Source organism: Aquabacterium sp., from assembly GCF_036279675.1.
Lineage (GTDB): Bacteria > Pseudomonadota > Gammaproteobacteria > Burkholderiales > Burkholderiaceae_C > Aquabacterium.
Genome location: NZ_DASUIS010000102.1, coordinates 1 through 19,867, shown reverse-complemented (window position 1 = coordinate 19,867; position 19,867 = coordinate 1). Strand labels below are relative to the sequence as shown.

The 19,867-nt window shown below is 62.5% G+C and carries 20 protein-coding genes and 1 tRNA gene; 7 read left to right on the top strand and 14 right to left on the bottom strand.

The genetic code is table 11. The features are described from left to right. Position 1: 1 nt before the first annotated feature. The 4 genes from VFW93_RS12415 to VFW93_RS12400 all read right to left on the bottom strand — a co-directional run bounded on the left by VFW93_RS12415 (position 2) and on the right by VFW93_RS12400 (position 3,009). Positions 2 to 92 (bottom strand) — tRNA-Ser (locus tag VFW93_RS12415). A 63-nt stretch (positions 93 to 155) separates the two neighbouring features. Next, on the bottom strand, positions 156 to 1,454 hold the full coding sequence (serS, locus tag VFW93_RS12410) for a serine--tRNA ligase (protein WP_329694303.1): 1,299 nt from the start codon (positions 1,452 to 1,454) through the stop codon (positions 156 to 158). A gap of 94 nt (positions 1,455 to 1,548) precedes the next feature. Further along, positions 1,549 to 2,526, bottom strand: coding sequence for a 4-hydroxy-3-methylbut-2-enyl diphosphate reductase (ispH, locus tag VFW93_RS12405; RefSeq protein WP_329694304.1), 978 nt, complete (start codon positions 2,524 to 2,526; stop codon positions 1,549 to 1,551). A 21-nt stretch (positions 2,527 to 2,547) separates the two neighbouring features. Further along, positions 2,548 to 3,009, bottom strand: a complete 462-nt coding sequence (locus VFW93_RS12400) for an FKBP-type peptidyl-prolyl cis-trans isomerase (protein ID WP_290676316.1) — start codon at positions 3,007 to 3,009, stop codon at positions 2,548 to 2,550. Positions 3,010 to 3,140: 131 nt separating this feature from the next. On the opposite strand from VFW93_RS12400, the gene radC reads away from it, so the two are divergent. The 3 genes from radC (at position 3,141) to VFW93_RS12385 (ending at position 5,404) form a co-directional block, all read left to right on the top strand. Further along, positions 3,141 to 3,809: a RadC family protein gene (gene radC, locus VFW93_RS12395; protein ID WP_329694302.1), complete on the top strand. Its 669-nt coding sequence runs from the start codon at positions 3,141 to 3,143 to the stop codon at positions 3,807 to 3,809. 83 nt (positions 3,810 to 3,892) lie between these two features. Next, positions 3,893 to 4,594, top strand: a complete 702-nt coding sequence (locus VFW93_RS12390; protein ID WP_329694301.1) for a Smr/MutS family protein — start codon at positions 3,893 to 3,895, stop codon at positions 4,592 to 4,594. A gap of 81 nt (positions 4,595 to 4,675) precedes the next feature. Beyond that, on the top strand, positions 4,676 to 5,404 hold the full coding sequence (locus VFW93_RS12385; protein WP_329694300.1) for a PEP-CTERM sorting domain-containing protein: 729 nt from the start codon (positions 4,676 to 4,678) through the stop codon (positions 5,402 to 5,404). Between the two features lie 47 nt (positions 5,405 to 5,451). Here the strand turns inward: VFW93_RS12385 and VFW93_RS12380 are convergent, their stop codons facing one another. From VFW93_RS12380 to VFW93_RS12370, 3 genes are read right to left on the bottom strand one after another with little or no spacing between them, the layout of a single operon-like run. After that, on the bottom strand, positions 5,452 to 5,865 hold the full coding sequence (locus VFW93_RS12380; protein WP_329694299.1) for a group II truncated hemoglobin: 414 nt from the start codon (positions 5,863 to 5,865) through the stop codon (positions 5,452 to 5,454). Positions 5,866 to 5,924: 59 nt separating this feature from the next. Further along, on the bottom strand, positions 5,925 to 6,725 hold the full coding sequence (locus VFW93_RS12375) for a MinD/ParA family protein (RefSeq protein WP_329694298.1): 801 nt from the start codon (positions 6,723 to 6,725) through the stop codon (positions 5,925 to 5,927). An 8-nt stretch (positions 6,726 to 6,733) separates the two neighbouring features. Beyond that, complete coding sequence (locus VFW93_RS12370) at positions 6,734 to 7,498, bottom strand: GGDEF domain-containing protein (protein WP_329694297.1); 765 nt, start codon at positions 7,496 to 7,498, stop codon at positions 6,734 to 6,736. Positions 7,499 to 7,725: 227 nt separating this feature from the next. Here VFW93_RS12370 and VFW93_RS12365 point away from each other — a divergent pair, with 227 nt between their 5' ends. The 3 genes from VFW93_RS12365 to VFW93_RS12355 are packed head-to-tail and all read left to right on the top strand — an operon-like array spanning position 7,726 to position 10,435. Beyond that, positions 7,726 to 8,568 (top strand): CheR family methyltransferase, encoded by an 843-nt coding sequence (locus tag VFW93_RS12365; protein WP_329694296.1) that lies wholly within the window; start codon positions 7,726 to 7,728, stop codon positions 8,566 to 8,568. Positions 8,569 to 8,594: 26 nt separating this feature from the next. Further along, positions 8,595 to 9,308, top strand: coding sequence for a chemoreceptor glutamine deamidase CheD (cheD, locus tag VFW93_RS12360; protein WP_329694295.1), 714 nt, complete (start codon positions 8,595 to 8,597; stop codon positions 9,306 to 9,308). A gap of 17 nt (positions 9,309 to 9,325) precedes the next feature. Further along, on the top strand, positions 9,326 to 10,435 hold the full coding sequence (locus VFW93_RS12355) for a chemotaxis response regulator protein-glutamate methylesterase (protein ID WP_329694294.1): 1,110 nt from the start codon (positions 9,326 to 9,328) through the stop codon (positions 10,433 to 10,435). Between the two features lie 24 nt (positions 10,436 to 10,459). On the opposite strand, the gene VFW93_RS12350 is transcribed toward VFW93_RS12355, so the two are convergent. After that, positions 10,460 to 12,766 carry a patatin-like phospholipase family protein gene (locus VFW93_RS12350; protein ID WP_329694293.1) on the bottom strand — a complete coding sequence of 769 codons (2,307 nt, stop codon included), beginning with the start codon at positions 12,764 to 12,766 and terminating at the stop codon, positions 10,460 to 10,462. A gap of 128 nt (positions 12,767 to 12,894) precedes the next feature. Between VFW93_RS12350 and VFW93_RS12345 the strand changes: the two genes are divergently transcribed. Then, positions 12,895 to 13,062: a DUF3149 domain-containing protein gene (locus tag VFW93_RS12345; protein WP_329694292.1), complete on the top strand. Its 168-nt coding sequence runs from the start codon at positions 12,895 to 12,897 to the stop codon at positions 13,060 to 13,062. Positions 13,063 to 13,172: 110 nt separating this feature from the next. Here the strand turns inward: VFW93_RS12345 and VFW93_RS12340 are convergent, their stop codons facing one another. The 6 genes from VFW93_RS12340 to VFW93_RS12315 form a co-directional block, all read right to left on the bottom strand. Next, positions 13,173 to 14,825, bottom strand: a complete 1,653-nt coding sequence (locus VFW93_RS12340; RefSeq protein WP_329694291.1) for a GMC oxidoreductase — start codon at positions 14,823 to 14,825, stop codon at positions 13,173 to 13,175. A 239-nt stretch (positions 14,826 to 15,064) separates the two neighbouring features. Then, positions 15,065 to 16,711, bottom strand: coding sequence for a chaperonin GroEL (gene groL / locus VFW93_RS12335; protein WP_329694290.1), 1,647 nt, complete (start codon positions 16,709 to 16,711; stop codon positions 15,065 to 15,067). A 184-nt stretch (positions 16,712 to 16,895) separates the two neighbouring features. Continuing rightward, positions 16,896 to 17,186: a co-chaperone GroES gene (groES, locus tag VFW93_RS12330; protein WP_329694289.1), complete on the bottom strand. Its 291-nt coding sequence runs from the start codon at positions 17,184 to 17,186 to the stop codon at positions 16,896 to 16,898. A 630-nt stretch (positions 17,187 to 17,816) separates the two neighbouring features. Then, entirely contained in the window at positions 17,817 to 18,485 is a 669-nt protein-coding gene (locus tag VFW93_RS12325) for a hypothetical protein (protein ID WP_329694288.1), read from the bottom strand. Further along, on the bottom strand, positions 18,482 to 19,609 hold the full coding sequence (locus VFW93_RS12320; protein ID WP_329694287.1) for a hypothetical protein: 1,128 nt from the start codon (positions 19,607 to 19,609) through the stop codon (positions 18,482 to 18,484). The genes VFW93_RS12325 and VFW93_RS12320 overlap by 4 nt, the downstream gene beginning before the upstream one ends. Further along, the coding region (locus VFW93_RS12315) for a hypothetical protein (RefSeq protein ID WP_414639667.1) at positions 19,602 to 19,867 on the bottom strand (266 nt) is incomplete at its 5' end. The genes VFW93_RS12315 and VFW93_RS12320, both read right to left, overlap by 8 nt.

The following is a 19,867-nucleotide window of genomic DNA, read 5'->3' as shown; positions in this document are numbered from 1 at the left end:
TTGGCGGAGAGGGTGGGATTCGAACCCACGGTACGTTATTCACGTACGCCTGATTTCGAGTCAGGTACATTCGACCACTCTGCCACCTCTCCTAAACTGGTGCGCTCGTGGTCAACGGCGTAGCCCGCAACTATAGCAGGTTTTCCAGCCCTGACTCAAGCTTTCAGAAACTCGGCGCCACCCAGGTAGGGGCGCAGCGCGGCCGGCACGCGCAGGCTGCCGTCAGCCTGCTGGTGGTTTTCCAGCACCGCGACCAGTGCACGGCCCACCGCCAGGCCAGAGCCGTTGAGCGTGTGCACCAGTTCATTCTTGCCCTGGGCGTTCTTGAAGCGCGCCTGCATGCGGCGAGCCTGGAAGGCCTCGCAGTTCGAGCAGGAGCTGATTTCACGGTAGGTGTTCTGCGCGGGCAACCACACTTCGAGGTCATAGGTCTTGGTGGCGCCAAAGCCCATGTCACCCGTGCACAGAGACATCACGCGGTAAGGCAGTTCCAGCTTCTGCAGGATGGCTTCTGCGTGGCCCACCATCTGCTCCAGCGCCTCATAGCTTTGCTCGGGCGTGGTGATCTGCACCATCTCGACCTTGTCGAACTGATGCTGGCGGATCATGCCGCGTGTGTCACGCCCGGCGCTGCCCGCTTCCGAGCGGAAGCAAGGGGTGTGGCCCGTGAGCTTGATGGGCAGTTGGTCCATCGGCAGCACGGTGTCGGCCACCGTGTTGGTCAGCGTCACTTCCGAGGTCGGGATCAGGTACCACTTGCTGTCAGAGGCATCGCCATCGCCCGAGGTGACGTGAAACAGGTCCTGCTCGAACTTGGGCAACTGGCCCGTGCCCTGCAGCGCCTTGGCCTGAACCAGGTATGGCGTGTAGCACTCGGTGTAGCCGTGCTCCTGCGTCTGCACGTCCAGCATGAACTGGGCGAGCGCACGATGCAGGCGGGCAATCGGGCCGCGCAGGAAGGTGAAGCGCGAACCAGACAACCTGGCACCGGTTTCGAAATCCAGGCCCAGGGGCTCGCCCACATCGACGTGGTCCCTGGCCTCGAAGGCGTAGGTCTGGGGCGTGCCCCAGCGGCGCACTTCCACATTACCGGATTCGTCCGAGCCCACCGGCACGCTCTCATGCGGCAGGTTGGGCACGGCCAGCAACATGCCGGACATCTCGATCTGGATGACGTCCAGGCGCTCGGCGCTGGCCTTGAGCTCGTCGCCGATGCCGCCCACCTGTGCCATCAAAGCCGACGTGTCTTCACCCTTGCTCTTGAGCCCGCCGATCTGCTTGGACAGGCTGTTGCGCTGGGACTGCAACTCTTCCGTGCGCATCTGGATGGTCTTGCGCTCGGCCTCCAGCTCGCGAAAGCGTGCTTCGTCCAGGAAAGGTTGCGGCGTCTTGCGCTTGGACAGGCCAGCGATCACGCTGTCGAGGTCTTTGCGCAGCAGGGCGATATCGAGCATGGTGTGTAGAAAATGGATTTGAAATTTGTCTGACTGCGTAGCTTAACCGCGCAGCATGAAGGGTTCGGTGGAAGGACGCCCGTCCACCATTTGTTCAGGGCACGCTGCGCTCGGAAGGCAATGGGCGATCCAGGCCCGTGCCACCCAGGCCTTTGGGCAAGGGGAAGCGCACATGCTCTTCCACGCCCTGCATGCGGCGCACCGAGACGGCACCCAAGGCACGCAGTCGCGCGATGACCTGCTGCACCAGTACGTCCGGCGCCGAAGCACCCGCCGTCAGGCCCACACGGGCATGCCCCTGGAACCAGGCCTCCTGCAGGTCCGCAGGGCTGTCAACCATGTAGGCAGGTGTGCCCAGGCGTTCAGCCAGCTCACGCAAGCGGTTGCTGTTGGAACTGGTCGGGCTGCCCACCACGATCACCACGTCCACCTGAGGCGCCATCAGCTTGACGGCGTCCTGCCGGTTCTGCGTGGCGTAGCAGATGTCTTGCTGCTTGGGCTCGCGGATCAAGGGGAAGCGCAGCTTGATGGCCGCCAGGATGGAGGCCGCATCATCGACGGACAAGGTGGTCTGCGTGACCACGGCCAGGCGCGATGGATCCGTCACCTGCACATGCGCCACATCGTCCTCGTCTTCGACCAGGTAGATGCCATCGGACAGCTGCCCCATCGTGCCCTCGACCTCCGGGTGCCCCTTGTGGCCGATCATCAGGAACTCATAGCCTTCACGGCGCAGCTTGGCCACCTCGATGTGGACCTTGGTCACCAGCGGGCAGGTGGCGTCGAACACCGTGAACCCGCGCTCGTCGGCCTCTCGGCGCACGTCCTGGCTCACACCATGCGCGCTGAAGATCAGCGTGGCACCAGCCGGCACCTCGGCGAGGTCTTCGATGAAGATGGCGCCCTTGGCCTTGAGGTCATTGACCACATAGGTGTTGTGCACGATCTCGTGGCGCACGTAGATGGGCGCGCCGAACTGAGCCAGGGCCCGCTCGACGATTTCAATGGCGCGGTCCACGCCGGCGCAAAAGCCGCGTGGCTCGGCCAGCAGGACATCCTTGACTTCACTCATGGTGGTCGAACTCATGCGCACTCACAGCACGCCAATCAACTGCACCTCGAAGGTGACAGGCTGACCGGCCAGGGGATGGTTGAAATCGAACAAGGCCCACTCGCCGCCTTCATCCATCTCGCGCACGACACCGGCAAACCCACCCTGCCCATCCGGCGTCGGGAACTGGACCACATCGCCCACGCTCCAGGTTTCATCAGGGTCGCCCAGTTCGCGCAAGAGGCTCATGGCCACTTTCTGGATCATCTCCGGATTGCGCGGGCCGAAGGCCTCGCCGGGCTCCAGTGCGATGGTGGTGCGGGTGCCTTCGGCCAGACCGATCAGGCGCAACTCCAGCGCAGGCGACATCTCGCCCGAACCCACGGACAGTGTGGCGGGCTTGTCGTTGAAGGTGTTGACCAGGTCCTCACCATCCGGCCCGGCCAGGCGGTAGTGCAGTGTCAGGAAGGAGCCAGGGGCGACGGTAGGGACAGCGTTGGTCATGTTCAGGTCCACAACATCCTGCGAAAGATTCGCAAAGCCCACTTCAGGGGGCCCCTTTCAGAAGGATGGGGATGGGATTGGAGAAAACGACAATTTTAGGTTTGAGAAGCACATCCAGGGAAAGAAAGACCATGAAAGACATGCCTTTGGCGCTGCGGCCGCGCGAAAAACTGCTTTCACTGGGGCCAACGGCCCTGGCCGATGCCGAATTGCTGGCCCTTTTGCTGCGCACCGGCATGAAAGGCCTGGGCGTTTTGCAGCTAGCGGAAAAAGTGCTGCAGGATCTGGGTGGCCTCAGCGGCCTGCTGCAGGCCCACCCCCAGCAACTGAGCAAGGTCAAGGGCCTGGGGCCGGCCAAGCGGGCCGAACTGCTGGCGGTCATGGAGATGGCCCGGCGCAGCATGACAGGCAGCCTGCGCACGCAACCGGTGTTCACCTCGCCGCAACTGGTCAAGGACTTCCTGCAGATGCGGCTGGGCGCCCTGCCCCACGAGGTCTTTGCCGTGTTGTTTCTCGACGCACAGCAAAAGCTGATCGCATGTGAAGAGCTGTTCAGAGGCACCTTGACGCAGACCAGTGTCTACCCCCGCGAGGTGGTCAAGCGCTCGCTGGAGCTCAACGCGGCGAACGTGATCCTGGCCCACAACCACCCGTCAGGCGCCCTGGAGCCCTCACGCGCAGACGAACTGCTCACGCAAACACTCAAGAGCAGCCTGCAACTGGTGGACGTGCGGGTGCTGGATCACCTGGTGGTGAGCCGCCACGGCGCCGTGTCATTCGCCGAACGGGGTTTGATGTAATTTCGAAACGCGGGTTTTCGCAGCGAGCTGATACAGGTCAAGGGGGCCAGGAACGTCTTGATATTGATGTAGGCTTGCACCCCGTGAGCCACGCCAACAAGCCTTCCGCCAACACCACGCTGCGCGACTTTGCTGACTTGAAGCGCGCGCTGAACAATGCCGCCAAAGAGGCGGCTGCACGTGCGGAAAAGGAAAAGGCCGAGCGCGCGAAACGCGAGGCGGCTCAACGCAGCCAGGAAGCCGACAGCGCCCTGTTCAAGAAGGCTGTCGGGCAGGTCAACGCGCTCCCCACATCGGACCGCGTGACCCATCAGACCGCCAAACCCAAGCCGGTACCCGCCAGCCGCCAGCTCGACGAAAAGGCCGTGCTGCAGGAATCCCTGTCTGACGAGTTCGACGTCGAAAGCCTGCTGGAGACGGACGAAAGCCTGTCGTGGCGTCGGCCGGAGCTCGGGGTGGATGTCGTGCGCAAACTACGCCGTGGCGTGTGGGCACTGCAGGCCGAACTGGATCTGCACGGGCTGCGCACGGATGAAGCCCGCGTGCAGACCTCCGCCTTCCTGCGTGAAGCGCAACTCAAGGGCCTGCGTTGTGTGCGCATCGTGCACGGCAAGGGGCTGGGCTCTCCGGGGCGCCAGCCCGTGCTCAAGGACAAGGTCAAGCGCTGGCTGGTCCAGAGCGACCGCGTCCTGGCCTTCGTGCAGGCGCGAGCCGATGAAGGTGGCGTGGGTGCCCTGATCGTGCTGCTGCAACCCGGCAAATCCGGACCATCGCCCTCCAACTAAGGGCTTCCCCCAGGATGCGCGGATGGCTAGACTCGTGAACTAATCACGTCACGCTCTCGGCTTCTGCAGCCCCATTCGCTCATGGTCATGTCTGTCGCATTCCGCCCCGCTGTTCGTTCGGCCTTGATGGTCGCGCTGGTTTGCGCCTGGCCGCTGGCCCATGCGGCCGACGGATCCAGCGTCGTGAGCACGCCTGAGGGCAGCTACGAAGAACTGCGCTTCTACACGCCAGCCAGCAGCATCCCTACTGCCGTGGGCACTGCGCAAGGCAGCAGCAATCTGTGCACCTCGGGCGCGAACGCCGGTCAGGTCTGTGCGGAAACTCTGGGCTTCCAGTCGATCACGGCGGGCCTGGTCACGAGCTACGGCTACTCCGAAACCGTTGCCACACCGGTGGTCTACCAGAACCTGACCCCGACCTTCGCCGGCCTGGGTGTGGCCGCCCTGAATGGCGCCAGCATCAGCGGCGACACCAGCGTGGACCAGGCAGAAGGCATTTCCCTGCTGTTCGCCAATCCGGTCGAGGTGCTCGGTTTCACCTTCTTTGACCTCAACCACCAGGCCTTTGCGCCTGGCAGCGCCCCCACCCTCCAGCTGATCGTGGACGAGCGCAACTACACGATCAACGCCGCTGACACGTCCTTGCTGTCGAGCATCAAGGGCAAGGAATTCACCTTGCTGGGCGGGGCCACGTCCTACTACCTGGGCGCGGTGCGCATCGCGGCCGTGCCGGAAGCCTCGACCCTGGCCTTGATGGGCCTGGGCCTGGCCGGCATCGTGCTGGCCGGCCGCCGCCAACGCCGCGGCTGATCAACAGCCATCGGCGCCACATCGGCGCCCATGCTGACAAGGCAGCCTCAAACGCCCTTGTTGCGCATCCAGTCGGCGGTCTGGAAGAAGGCCTGATGCAAACGGGCTGCCAGATTCGGCTCGACCTCCAGCTCGTTCATGGCCTGCATCATGCAGGCCAGCCATTGGTCGCGCTCCTTGATGCCGATTGAAAACGGCAGATGGCGCGCACGCAGCCTGGGGTGCCCGAAACGTTCGATGTAGAGGCTGGGGCCGCCCAGCCAGCCACTGAGGAACCAGTAGAGCTTGTCGCGGGCATCGTTCAGTGAGGGGCCATGCGCCTGGCGCAGGTCCACATAGCCCGGCTCCAGGTCCATCAGGTCATAAAAGCGGTCCACGAGTGCACGCACACGGGCATCGCCACCCAGCAGCTCATAGGCCGTGGGGGCATTCAAGTCGTCTTGGTCTTCAGATTGCGCCATGGCGGCACTGTAATGCAGGGCTCAATCCCGACTGAGGTCGGGGCCCGACAGCAAACAGCTCAGTTGCGTGCCAGCAAACGCGTGGCCACCTGCACCACGCCTTGTGACGCGGCGCTGCCAGGGTGCAACTCCAGCACCAGTTGGCGCTTCTGCACGGCCTCTCGCACGCTGTTGTCCTGCGGGATGTCGCCCAGGTAGCTCAGCTTGGGCGCCACGCCACTGGCGTTCTGCACAAAGCGCTCGACCACCTGCTGAAGCTGGTTGCAGATCGTGCGGCCGTCACCCGAGCGGGCCACCTGGTTGACCACCAGATGCAACTGCTCGCGCGATTGCTGCGTGGCCAGCACCTTGATGGTGGCGTAGGCGTCGGTCATGGAGGTTGGTTCAGGCGTGGCCAGCACGATGACCTCATGCGCCATGGACACGGCATACAGCACCACATCGGAGATGCCGGCACCGGTGTCGATCAGGATCACGTCAAAACGGGGCTTGACGGCCTCGAAGATGGTGACGAGCTGATCACGCACTTCCGGTGTCAGGCGGGAATACTCGACCAGGCCGGAGCCGGCCAGCAGCACCGAAAAACCACCAGGCGCAGGCAGGATGGCCTCTTCCAGTTGCGCCTTGCCGGTGAACACATCGTGCAAGGTGATCTTGGGATAGAGGTTGAGCACCACGTCCAGATTGGCCAGGCCCAGGTCGGCGTCCAGCACCAGCACTTTGAGCCCCTGGCGAGCCAGGGCGGCGGCCAGGTTGGCGCTGAAGAAGGTCTTGCCCACGCCGCCCTTGCCGCTGGTGATCGCCACCGTGCGGGCGAGCCGGACCGGGGTTGCGGGGGTGGAGTTTGCTGGTGCAGACATGGACGCCATCATTCTGTGGTTTTCGGCACGGGATCGCCCGCACCTGAGTCCGAAATTGGGTCAAATTGCCCGAAGCCTGAAAACAACATGCCCTTCTCCTCGGCGCTGACGACCGTGAGCGGTGGCATGTCCAGGCAGGTGCGGTTACGCCCCTCGGCTTTGGCCCGGTACAACTGCTGATCTGCGCGTTCGCTCCAGAAGGCTGGCGTGGAACGCACCCATTGCGGCGCAAAGGCCCCGCCGATGCTGACCGTGACGGACAACTGCTGCCCACCCACGATGGCCACAGGGCGCGCGGCCACCTTCTGACGGATCCGCTCGGACACGGTCTGCCCGAAGGCGGGTGGGCAATTGGGCAGGATGATGGCGAATTCCTCGCCGCCGATGCGGGCAACCAGGTCCATGGGGCGCACACAGTCCTGCAGGCACGCGGCCACCGATTTGATGACCTCGTCCCCGGCAGCATGGCCCCAGGTGTCGTTGACTTTCTTGAAGTGATCGATGTCGGCCACCAGCAGCAAGGCGGGTTCGCCATTGCGGGCCACACGGTCGACCTCTCGAGCGATCGCCCCTTCAAACTGCCGGCGATTGGCCAGGCCCGTGAGTGCATCACGGCTGGAGACATCGCACAGGCCATCGATCACGGCCTGCAGCCATTCGGTGGAACCGGGCTCCAGATCAGCCGGTGTCGCCCAACCGGCCTGAGCCAGCAGGTTCAAGGCCTTGTCCAGACGCAAACCACCCAGCTGGGCGGCATCGTCATTCAAAGCCATGGACGCGGTGTCGATCGAATTGATGGCAAAGCTCCACTCAGGCGAATAAATCACTGCGCTCTAGTCTAGCAGCCCTGTCACGGCGTAAAGCCAGAGAAAACCTGCAATCTCCCACGAACTCATCGTTTGCACGACAGCCTGACAAGGCACGCTCAAGCTTGTCCACTTCCGTGACGATAAGACAGAGCAGGCCGAACCGGCCCGGCGTTCACCTTTCGTGATCCGACATGAGCACTGCCACCGACACCCTGAACCTGGTCACCGACCGAGAGTTCGACTTCCACCCGAGGGACTTCGCCCGGGTGCGTGCGCTCATCTATGAACGCGCGGGCATCAGCCTCCACGAAGGCAAACAGGCCATGGTCTACAGCCGCCTGTCGCGCCGATTGCGTGAAACGGGTCACAACTCGTTCGAAAGCTATCTGAAGTGGCTGGAAAGCGGCACGGCCTCGGCCCAGGAATGGCAGGAGTTCGTCAACTGTCTGACCACCAACCTGACCTCCTTCTTCCGCGAAGAACATCACTTCCACACGCTGACGGAGTGGCTGCGCGCGCGCAATGGCCAGGCCACGCGGATCTGGTGCGCGGCCGCATCGACTGGCGAGGAACCCTACTCGCTGGCCATGACCGTGGCCGAGACCATGGGCCTGCATGCGCCCGTGAAGATCGTCGCCAGCGACATCGACACCAATGTGCTGGCCACCGCCTCGCGCGGCGTGTATGAAGCCAATTCACGCGGCCTGACGCCTCAGCATCTGCGCAACTACTTCCTGCGCGGCAAAGGGGCCAACTCGGGCAGCATCCGCGTCAAACCTGAACTGGCGCGCATGATCGAGTTCCGTCCCTTCAACCTCATGCAGACGAGCTGGCAACTGGGCGATCCGTTCGACATCGTGTTCTGTCGCAACGTGATGATCTATTTCGATGCACCGACACAGCGCAAGGTGCTGGAGCGCATCCACGGCGTCATGAAGCCCAAGGGCATGCTCTTCGTGGGCCACTCCGAGAACTTCACGGAATCGCGCGACCTCTTCACCCTCAAGGGCAAGACGGTCTATGACAAGGTTTGACTTCGGCAGGTGACAAGGACTCATCGATGATCAGCAGCCCTCCCATTGGTACCAGCCGTACAGCCACGCCACCGCCTGTCGCATCAGGCATTGGCAATGCGCCCATCCTGGGGCAACGCACGGACCGACTGGTCAAGCTCAAGGCGCGCGTGCCCAAGCCCGGCGAAGCCTCGTTCTTCTTCTACGACGCGCACTTCAAATCCGAGGCCGTCAAGATCCTGCCCGGTGAGTACTTCGTGTTCGACGAAGACCTGTTGATCATGACCACGCTGGGCTCGTGCATCGCCACCTGCCTGTGGGACCGCCAGGCCAAGATCGGCGGCATGAACCACTTCATGCTGCCTGACAACGGCGGCACCGGTGCCGACTCCGGCCGCTACGGTTCCTACGCGATGGAACTGTTGATCAACGAAATGCTCAAGATGGGCGCCTCGCGCATGACCATGGAAGCCAAAGTCTTCGGCGGTGGCGCGGTGATCAGCGGCATGAACAGCATCAACGTAGGCGAGCGCAATACCGCCTTCGTGATGGAGTACCTCAAGACCGAACGCATCCCCGTCGTGTCCAAGGACGTGCTGGAGATCTACCCACGCAAGGTCTGCTTCCTGCCGCACAGCGGCAAGGCCATGGTCAAGCGCCTGGCCCCGACCAATCCGGAAGCCATCGTTCAACAAGAGCGCATGGCAGCCCAGAAGGTGGTGCCCGTCAGTACCGGCGGCGGCTCCATCGACCTGTTCTGATAGCGGAGAGAGACATCATGGCCAAGACCCGAGTGATCGTTGTGGACGACTCCGCACTGGTTCGCAGCATGCTGACCGAGATCATCAACCGCCAGCGCGACATGGAATGCATCGGCGCGGCTGCCGACCCACTGGTCGCACGCGAGATGATCCGCAACCTCAACCCCGATGTGATCACGCTGGACGTGGAGATGCCCCGCATGGACGGCATCGATTTCCTGTCCAAGCTGATGCGCCTGCGCCCCATGCCCGTGGTGATGGTGTCGACGCTGACCGAGCGCGGCGCCGATGTCACCCTGAAGGCCCTGGAGCTGGGTGCGATCGACTTCGTGGCCAAGCCCAAGATCGGGGTGGCCGATGGTCTCAAGCTGCTCGCCGACGACATCACCGACAAGATCCGCGTGGCGTCGCAGGCCCGCATCCATCGGCTGCACGTACCGCCTGCAGCAGGCGCCCCGGGCACCCCGGCGGCCGCAGGCGCAGCCAAGCCAGCCGCACCGGTTGTCAGCGCGAGCCTGGGTCGTCTGTCCACGGAAAAGATCATCTTCATCGGCGCCTCGACGGGTGGCACGGAAGCCACCAAGGAAGTGCTGATCACCCTGCCCGCGGATTCGCCTGCCGTGGTCATCACCCAGCACATGCCACCGGGCTTCACACGCAACTATGCCAACCGTCTGGACGGGCTGTGCAAGATCAGCGTCAAGGAAGCCACCGATGGCGAGCGCATCCTGCCTGGCCACGCCTATATCGCGCCGGGTGGCATGCACCTGAGCGTGGAGCGTTCGGGCGCCAACTACATCGCACGCGTGCAGGACGGCGACCCGGTCAACCGACACAAGCCCAGCGTGGAAGTGCTGTTCAAGTCAGCTGCCCGCACCGTGGGACCCAATGCCATTGGCGTGATGCTCACGGGCATGGGCGCAGACGGTGCCAAGGCCATGCGCGAGATGCGTGATGCCGGCGCCTATTGCGTGGCGCAGGATGAGGCCAGCTGCGTGGTGTTCGGCATGCCGCGCGAGGCCATCGCCGCAGGTGCCGTCAACGAGGTGCTGCCGCTCAACAAGATCACCGCGCACCTGATGGACCACCTGCGTGCCACCGTGGGCCAGGCGCTCAGCCGCGTCTGACCTCACGCAGCAACGACCCGGCGATCACGGGCGACCGACGAAGAGCATCAAGGTCGGCCCCACCACCGGGCTGTTGACGATGGCCCCATAGACCGGACCGAAGGCTGTATCTGCCCCCAGATACAGACTCAGTCCGGTTCTCTTTTTGCCACGCCCGATGTCTTCAGGCCGCTCCCAGGCATTGCCCACCTCGAAGCTGCTGCCGAAGAACAGGCCACGTGTGAGCGCCATGTCGGTCAGGCGCAGCTGATAGCCCAGGCGCAGCATCGCAATCTGCTGGCCGCTGACCTGGAAAGGCCCATAGCCAGACAGCATCTGGAAGCCGCCCAGGCCGTAGCGCGGGATGTCCGGGCTCACACCATCGGACATGCCCAGGCGGGCAAACACATTGAACGAATGGGCACCCCAGCTTTGCACACGCTGGCCCTGCAGCTCCAGATGGCGTACGCGCCCCTCGGGCCCGGCCGAATCACCCCGGCGCAAGCTGCGACCTTGCATCCAGTTGCCCTCCAGACGCCAGCCGTGTGTGGGGAAGAAGGCGTGATCCAGCTGATCGAACACCATCTTGATGCGCCAGCCTCGTTCACGCCAGCGGTCCACGCCCTCCGATGCGGATGTGCTTGCTCGCAAGGCGGCGTAGTTGGCCGATGCCAGCGAAGGAGCATCTCGCCAGGCTTCGTCCACCACACCCAGGCGCCATTCACCCAGCTCGCGCCAGTTGGCGCCCACATCCAGGTTGTAGCTGGTGACGCTGCGCTCGACCTGCGCGTCCTGCTCGCCGTCCGGATCGATGTAGTAGGCCAGCGAGCGCCGCTGTGTCAGCAAGCTGCCGGACATGAAGCCGCTCAGGCCATCAGGCAGGCGCCAGTTCGTGGGCCGGTACAGCTCCGTGCCCAGCGCGGGGGCGGTGCCCAGACGCAGGAAATTGCGCCACTCCGTGCCGGACTTGTCCAGCCAGTGCCGGTTGTGCACCAGCTTGAGGTTGAAGGCGCTGCGGCCGCGGTTGTCGGCGCTGAAGTCCAGCCCCATCTGCAGGTAATCAGGGCCCCAGATCTTGTCCTTGAGGGCAAAGACCAGGCCCTCCTGCCCATCCGGCGTGCGCACCAGACGGTAATCGGTCCCCTGGTAATCGCCTGATGCGGCCAGCACGGTGATATCGCGTTCGGCCTTGGCCACATCGAACACCTGGCCGGGCTGGGTCAACAGGATGTCGGAGCGTTCGTCAGGATGCGTCAGCTGGGAACCTTCGAAGCGAACGAAGGTCAGGGGTGCGGCTTGTGCCTGACGTTTGACACGCCGGGCCTTCCACTGCGCGTAGTCCGCCTCGCTGAGCTTGAGATCCTGCATGCGCAGCACCATGGCTTCGGCCTGCAACTCGCCCAGGTTCATGAACTCCGGCGCGCGGTTGAAGTCGGCGGCCGTCATGCCCTCCAGCGTGGGCGCAATCAGCACATCCTGCGGCGTCAGGGCCGCCAGTGACTGGCGCACGTTCTGCTCGGTCAGGATGTTGATCATCTGCGCAGTCACCCCGGTCAGGGATGACAGCGTCTCGCGCCGGGCCAGTGGCGTGCCGATGTTGACCACGATGAGTCGCTCGGCACCCAGCTGGCGCGCCACATCCACGGGGGTGTTGTTGACCAGGCCACCATCGCCCAGGATGCGCCCGTTGACTTCGACCGGGGCAAACACACCCGGCACGGACATGCTGGAGCGCAGCGCCGTGGCCAGATCGCCGTCCTTGAGCGTGACGGCCTGGCCGGTCTCCATATCGGTGGCCACCGCACGAAACGGCGTGGGCAGGTCGTCAAAGCTCTTGATGTGGCGGGCCGACAGGGTGAGGCGGCGCAGATGCGACTCCAGCCCACGGCTGGACACGGAGCCCACGGGCGCCTTCAGGCCGTCCGCGCCCACGCCCACTTCCAGGAGCGGCGACACCTCGAAGTCCTGCTCCTTGCGACGCTGGGAGAGTTCGCGTCGGTCCACGCGGCTGGCAAACACATTGTCCCAATCCAGCTTGCGGACTTCGGCCTCGACCTCCACCGCCGACATGCCGCTGGCGTACAAGCCGCCCACGATGGCGCCCATGGAGGTGCCCGCGATCACGTCCACCGGGATACGTTCACGCTCCAGCACCTTGAGCACGCCCACGTGCGCCAGGCCACGCGCGCCACCACCCGACAGCACCAGGCCAATGCGCGGGCGCTTGAGCTCGCCGCCGGGAGCCTTGCCGGCCGCTTCCTGACCCGATGCTGGCGTGAAAACGGCCAGCCAGCACAGGCTCAGCAACAAGCTGCGTGTGGCGCGGAATGACTGGATGCGAATCGCTTGCATCCGCATATTGTGCCGCGTCAAATTCCTCATACCCCCAGGGGCTTCCGAGCGAGGCGCTTGACGTGGATCAGAACCGGCCAGGCCCAACAGGCGTCAGATAGAGCCTGTGATTTGAATGGAGAACAACCATGCACGCCTGGAACGACTTCCTCACCACTGACTATGGCCTGATGAGCTTGGCCGTGATCGCCTTCATGTTCGTCATGCTCGGCTACATCTATCACTACGTGGCCAAGCACGTGAAGGAAGACACGGAAAAGCACGATCGTCTGGTGCGTGAAGCACGCGGCGGCTGATCAGGCAAAACGGCCTGCGCCTTCTCGTGCCGGAAGGTTGGCAGGCCATCGCCATATGGCGCACCAGCGGGAACCGGATCGGTTGCCCGCTTGCTCGTTTTGATCACCAGCTACCGCATCTGCGCCACGATGCGCTCGATGTGGTGCTCGGCAAAAGCAGCGGTCGACAAGGCCGGATTGGCCACCAGTGAATCCGGGAACATGGACGAGTCCATGACATACATGCCCGGATAGCCCTTGACCTCGCCCACCTCGTTGGTGGCCAGGCCGAGCGGGCAACCACCCAGCGGGTGGTAGGTGGCGTTGTCACCCTCTGTCTTGCCGCCAAACCAGCTCTTGTTGTAGGTGGCGCCATTGACCTTGTTGACGCGGTCATACACCGCGTGTGCGCTGGTGACCGGCTCGGTCTTGGCGCTGCTCGACCACTGCAACACAGCCTGCTTCGACGTGGCGTCGTAAGCGAACTTGCCCAGCTCCGGCGTCTGCGTCATGGTGATGTGCGCGGTGCTGAACAAGTCGATTCCCAGCGGGATGGAGATGTTCATCGAATACACCTGCTGGTTCTTGTGGTCCAGGGCATCAATGCCGGTACAAGGCAGCACCGACGTCTTCGCGCCTGTGGACTGGTAGACGTTGCGCACCATGAAGATCTCGCCATTGGAACTCCAGCGCGTACCCACATGCTCGTTCAGATTGGGCAAGGTACCGGTGGCGCGGCACTTCACCAGCAACTGGGTGGTGCCCATGCTGCCGCCGCCCAGGAAGAGGCGGTCGCAACTGATGGTACGCGTGGACAGCACCGTACCCACGGTGTCGATCTGCCTGGTGGACACGACATAGCGACCGTCGGCACCACGCGTGATCGACGTGGCTTCGGTCATTGGCTGAATGCGCAGCAGCCCCGTGCCCATGGCGTCGGCGATGTAGTTCTTGTCCAGGCTGCTCTTGCCGTAGTTGTTGCCAAAACCGCCCTCGCCGCCCAGCGCCGACTTCGGAGCCGTACCGGCTTCTTCCTGCTCCATATAGGCCATGTCGTAGCCCGAATCCAGCGAGCGCCAAGGGATGCCCGCCTTGGCTGCTTGCGTACAGGCCACGCGTGCGTACTTGTGATAAGCGCTGGCCTGGAAGTAGGCCGGACGGATCTTGTTGGCGCGCAGCCCCTTGAGCGCACGCGGGTAGTAGACGTTGTACATCTCGTCGATGTTGACGCTCGACGGCATGATGCGTTGCAACGTCTCGCGATAGGGCGTGATCAACATGGCCAGGTTCACCAGCGAGCCGCCACCCACACCACGCCCCAGGTACACATCCATATTGGGCGAAGACACCACATCCAGGATGCCGGCCGATACGGGCGTCTTCAAGAGCATGTTGATCGGGATGATGCCGGCCACGGTCGAGAACACGGCCGTGACGTGATCCTTGAACCACATCGAGCGGTCATCGGGCGAGAAGGGCTTGCAAAAGATCTTGCCGTCCTTGCCTGGCGTGTTCCACAGTCGCCCCATCTCCAGCATGGTGACGCGCTGCCCGACTTGCGTCAGACGCAAGGCCGTCACGGCGCCGCCGTAGCCCGAACCAATGACCAGGTTGGGCACGTACTCATCGCTTTGAGCCGCGTAGGCGTCCTCCGCCATCATCAGGCCCAGGGCCGTCGCAGTGGACGCCCCCGTGGTCAATGCACGCAGGGGCAGGCCCACGCTGCTCAGCCCGAGCGAGCCGCCCACAGCCAGCACCCTCTGGCCCCATTGGCGGCGACTCAACTTCTTGTCGTTTATCATGATCCGGTTCTCGCTCCATTGGAAGATGGCGCGATGGTAGGGAAGCACGCATGACAAGGCATTGGCTTTGCAGGCCAGGTATTGGCCAAGCTTGACAAGCCTGGGGTAAGTCTGGGGGCGGTGATCGACCACCCAAAGAAAATGCCCACCAGACCGAAGCCTGGTGGGCATTCTCGCGATGCCTGAGCAAGACGCGACCGAAGCCGCGTCCGGAGGACACATTACATGCCCATGCCGCCCATGCCACCCATGCCGCCCATGTCGGGCATGCCACCGGCAGGTGCGTCATCCTTCGGGGCTTCCGAGATCATGCACTCGGTGGTCAGCATCAGCGAAGCCACGGAAGCGGCGTTCTGCAGGGCTGTACGGGTCACCTTCGTGGGATCCAGGATACCCATTTCGATCATGTCACCATAGGTGTCGTTGGCAGCGTTGAAGCCGTAGGTGCCCGAACCGTTCAGCACGGCGTTGACGACCACGGAGGGCTCGCCACCGGCGTTGGACACGATTTCGCGCAGAGGGGCTTCGATGGCCTTCAGGACCAGCTTGATGCCGGCGTCCTGGTCAGCGTTGTCACCCTTGATGGCGCCAGCAGCTTGCTTGGCGCGCAGCAGGGCCACGCCACCACCAGCAACCACGCCTTCTTCCACAGCAGCGCGGGTAGCGTGCAGGGCGTCTTCAACGCGGGCCTTCTTTTCCTTCATTTCGACTTCGGTGGCAGCGCCAACCTTGATCACGGCCACGCCGCCAGCCAGCTTGGCCACGCGTTCCTGCATCTTTTCACGATCGTAGTCGCTGGTGGCTTCTTCGATCTGGATGCGGATTTGCTTGACGCGGGCTTCGATGTCGGCAGCAGCACCGGAACCATCGATGATGGTGGTGTTTTCCTTGCCCACTTCGACGCGCTTGGCTTGGCCCAGGTCAGCCAGGGTGACCTTGTCCAGGGCCAGGCCCACTTCTTCAGCGATGACCTTGCCGCCCGTCAGGATGGCGATGTCTTCCAGCATGGCCTTGCGACGGTCGCCGAAACCAGGCGCCTTCACAGCCACCACCTTCAGGATGCCGCGGATGGTGTTCACAACCAGCGTAGCCAGTGCTTCGCCTTCGACTTCTTCAGCGATGATCAGCAGTGGACGGCCAGCCTTGGCGACTTGCTCCAGCGTGGGCAGCAGGTCACGGATGTTGGAGATCTTCTTGTCGTACAGCAGCACGAACGGGTTGTCCAACAGGGCGGCTTGCTTCTCAGGGTTGTTGATGAAGTAAGGCGACAGGTAGCCGCGGTCGAACTGCATGCCTTCGACGACGTCCAGCTCGTTGTTCAGGCTCTTGCCGTCTTCAACGGTGATCACGCCTTCCTTGCCGACCTTGTCCATGGCGTTGGCGATGATTTCGCCGACGTCAGCGTCAGAGTTGGCAGAGATGGTGCCGACCTGAGCGATTTCCTTGGTGGTGGTGGTGGGCTTGGATTGCTTCTTCAGCTCGGTGATCAGGGCTGCCACAGCCTTGTCGATACCGCGCTTCAGGTCCATCGGGTTCATGCCGGCGGCCACGTACTTCATGCCTTCGCGCACGATGGCTTGGGCCAGCACGGTAGCGGTGGTGGTGCCGTCGCCAGCGTTGTCAGAGGTCTTGGAAGCGACTTCCTTGACCATCTGGGCGCCCATGTTCTGGAGCTTGTCCTTCAGTTCGATTTCCTTGGCCACGGACACACCGTCCTTGGTCACGGTGGGGGCGCCGAACGAGCGCTCCAGCACCACGTTGCGACCCTTGGGGCCCAGGGTAACCTTGACGGCGTTGGCCAGGATGTTCACGCCTTCAACCATGCGGTGACGGGCGTCTGCGCCAAAGATGACGTCTTTTGCTGCCATGTGAATTCTCCGAAATCAGTATGTGGGGGTGTGGAAACGGCTTCCCTCAACGCTCAGTTGTGGCGGAGGAAAGCGTCGCGAGCGGTTGTCGGGCAAGGCGGACAGCGCGCAGCAACCGGAACGTACTTGGGTACGTGAGGATTGCGAGCACTGCCCAACGCAGCCCGGCGACCGCGCAGTAGCTTTACTTCGCCACAACAGCGAACAGGTCTTCTTCGCGCATGACCAGCAGCTCTTCGCCATCGACCTTGACGGACTGGCCAGAGTACTTGCCGAACAGGACGCGGTCGCCCACAGCGACGTTCAGGGCAACGAAATCGCCCTTGTCATTGCGCTTGCCAGGACCAACGGCGAGCACTTCGCCCTGGTCAGGCTTCTCAGTGGCGGCGTCTGGGAGGACGATGCCCGAAGCGGTCTTGGTTTCTTGTTCCAGGCGCTTGACGATCACGCGATCGTGCAGAGGACGCAGTTTCATGACTTCTCCTGTCTCTTGAGACATCGGTTTGACAATGACTTCCCAGTAAGTGGTTACTCACTTGAGAAGCGTTGAATCGGATTGGATTGATGCGGAAACCGCATGCCACCGGGTACGAGCGCCAAGATTAGCACTCAACCCCAGGGAGTGCTAACAATTATATGGACAGTCGGAGAAGTTTCAAGAGGGCCCGCCAAACAGCAACGCCAAGATCGGAGCCATTGTAGAAGTTCGTCTAAGTTGGAACTTTTGATCAGCTAAGTTGGAACTCCCCTCCTGGAGGCGACGGAATTCGGTCGGAGCTTAGAGGCTGCAGTGGTGTGACATAGCAACCAAGAAGGTGCCCCGCAAAGATTCACGCCCTGCTCCAGGCTGATCTGAGTCTTTCGCGGTTCAGGGGCTGAGCGACAGCTCCCGCCAGCTCCGGCCACTGAGCGCTGCTGACTTGGCTGGCAGCGTCACTCCTGTAACTGGCAGCTCGCCTTTGGCGCCCGTCTCGTGCCGGCTTGCACGATCGCTCCTGCGCTACGCGAAAGGTACATGTCGGTCCTGCAGCGACATGTGCATTCGTGGGTTTGCTTGCCGTCGTAACCACCAGAACATCCTTTGGCTTGAACGCCCGGCCAATGGTCACAGCGGCAACGACGCACGGACGATGGAAAGCAAATCCTCGCTTGGCTCCTGATCGAAACGGGCTACGCCGTTGTTCGTCAACAGCACCGTCAAACGCTCGGGGCGCATGAACCGAATCTGAACCTTCTCGATAACATGCTTCTTACCGAGTACGAGCTCATGTGTTGCCCCGAGAACGTCGACACTGCCCTTGATGATCGCTTTGGCCTGGACATTGGAGGCGAGTTCCATCGCTCCCAATTGCAGTGAATCCACGATCCCCACTTCGTTCAAGCGCCGCTGCACTTCGCTCGCCCAGTCCAGCACGTTGACCGAAAGCGGGCTGATCGCCAAAGCAAAGTCGGTTGCCTCCGCCAGCCTGCTGATCATGGTCTGAACGCCGCGGGGGGCATCCACGAGTTCCAAGCCTGGGCCGGCCACCGCCGCCTTAAACTCACAACTTCGGTATTCGACGCGTCGAAAACGCGCCTCCACCCCAAATGGGTCGGTAACGATATCGTCGTACTCGATCTTCTCCACGAATCTGGCATCGAGAAAATCGTCTCTGACTCGATCCAGAACGAAGCCTTCGACCTGTTCTCCATCAAACGCCTTAACGCGAAGGCGTTTGGCCAGAATTCGCATAGAGATTGGCCATCGAGCCTTTAGCCAGCGATAGCGTTTCATGAAGTGGTCCCCGCTTCCGAATCCGCACTAGCACCCGCCGCCTCGGCGAGCAATTGCGCCAAGACGGTACGGGCAGTCTTCTCGATCATCGCGAGCAGGGTTGCCTTCTCCGTCTCGCTGACCGGGCGGATGTGCTTTGTATATGCGCCATTCTTGAACTTGAGCGCACCATGAATGGAGTAGCGAAACTTCTTGCCGGCCTGCCTATCCTCAAAGCCCGCGTCGCATTCGATGATCGCGTATGGGTGGACTTTCTGCTTCGCGCGCCAGGTGATCGACGTGATGAAGAAGCCCTTGTCCTTCAGCTCCTGGTACATCTCGGAGGCGACCAGGTTTTCACCGCTGAGCGCCACGTTCTCGACCACGCCGAGCATCTTCTCTTCGGCCTCGTCAACGTCGTCAACGTCCACATCGAAGTCATCGTCCTCTTGCTCCGACGCCGAATGGGCGACCCGCAGGCGTGAGACGGTCATCAATGGAAAGTCGTGTAACGAAGAGATCAGCCGGGTGAAGAACGTCGTTCGCGCCTCAGCCGAGGTCAGGCCAGTCAGCTCGATCTCTTCGAGTTGAACAACGGCCTTCTTGTGAACTTCAATTCGCTCCCGCAGCTTGTCAACCATGGCACGGGCGCGATCGGTTGCCGGTATGCGGATCTCGGTGCGCCCCCCGACCTTGGTGAAAACCAACTCTGCATCTCGCTCTTGGCGCTGCAGCAGCCGCGTTTTGGAGTAGTCGAACTCAGAGTAGGTCACGTTCATGACGAATTCCGATTCGCTCTTCTTGTGGGCGCGAACGACCTCCTGGATTTCAGCCTTTTGGTATTCGCTAACGATCTCCTTGAGTTCGTCTGGCGATAATTCGGTGTTCAACGAGATCGTAGCCGTCTTCTCGCCCCGCTTCGAGGCCTCGCGCCGCTCCAGAATGCCGCACACATCCGCGTAGTCGTGTGGGAGCAGCGACAGGTACTGAACCAGCGCCTCTCGTGACTCGGCTGGTGAACAGAAGATGCCGCGGTCACGCAGCAGCTCCAGCAAGACCGCTTCCGTCACCTTCTGTTTGGCGGAGAACAGCAGGTCATGGATCTCTTTGTTCGTGGCGAAATACAGCTGCCCAGGATCACGCATAGTCCATCCCCAGGTCGATCGAAGAGAACTCCGTGATTGCCTGCGTCATCTTCGTGTAGCCGATGGCGTTGACCTTCGCAGCTAGCTCAGTTGAGTGGCCGTTGTCGCCCAGGCTCTCGACGTAGCGCTGTTTGGCCTTCTGAAAGCGTGCAGCGGCCGCAGCATCCGAGGCCATTGACCGAATGTCCACCTTGGTCGCATCCTCCAAGACTTGGTAGTGGCGCAAGAAATCGAGAAGGTACATGAACTCCTCTTCGG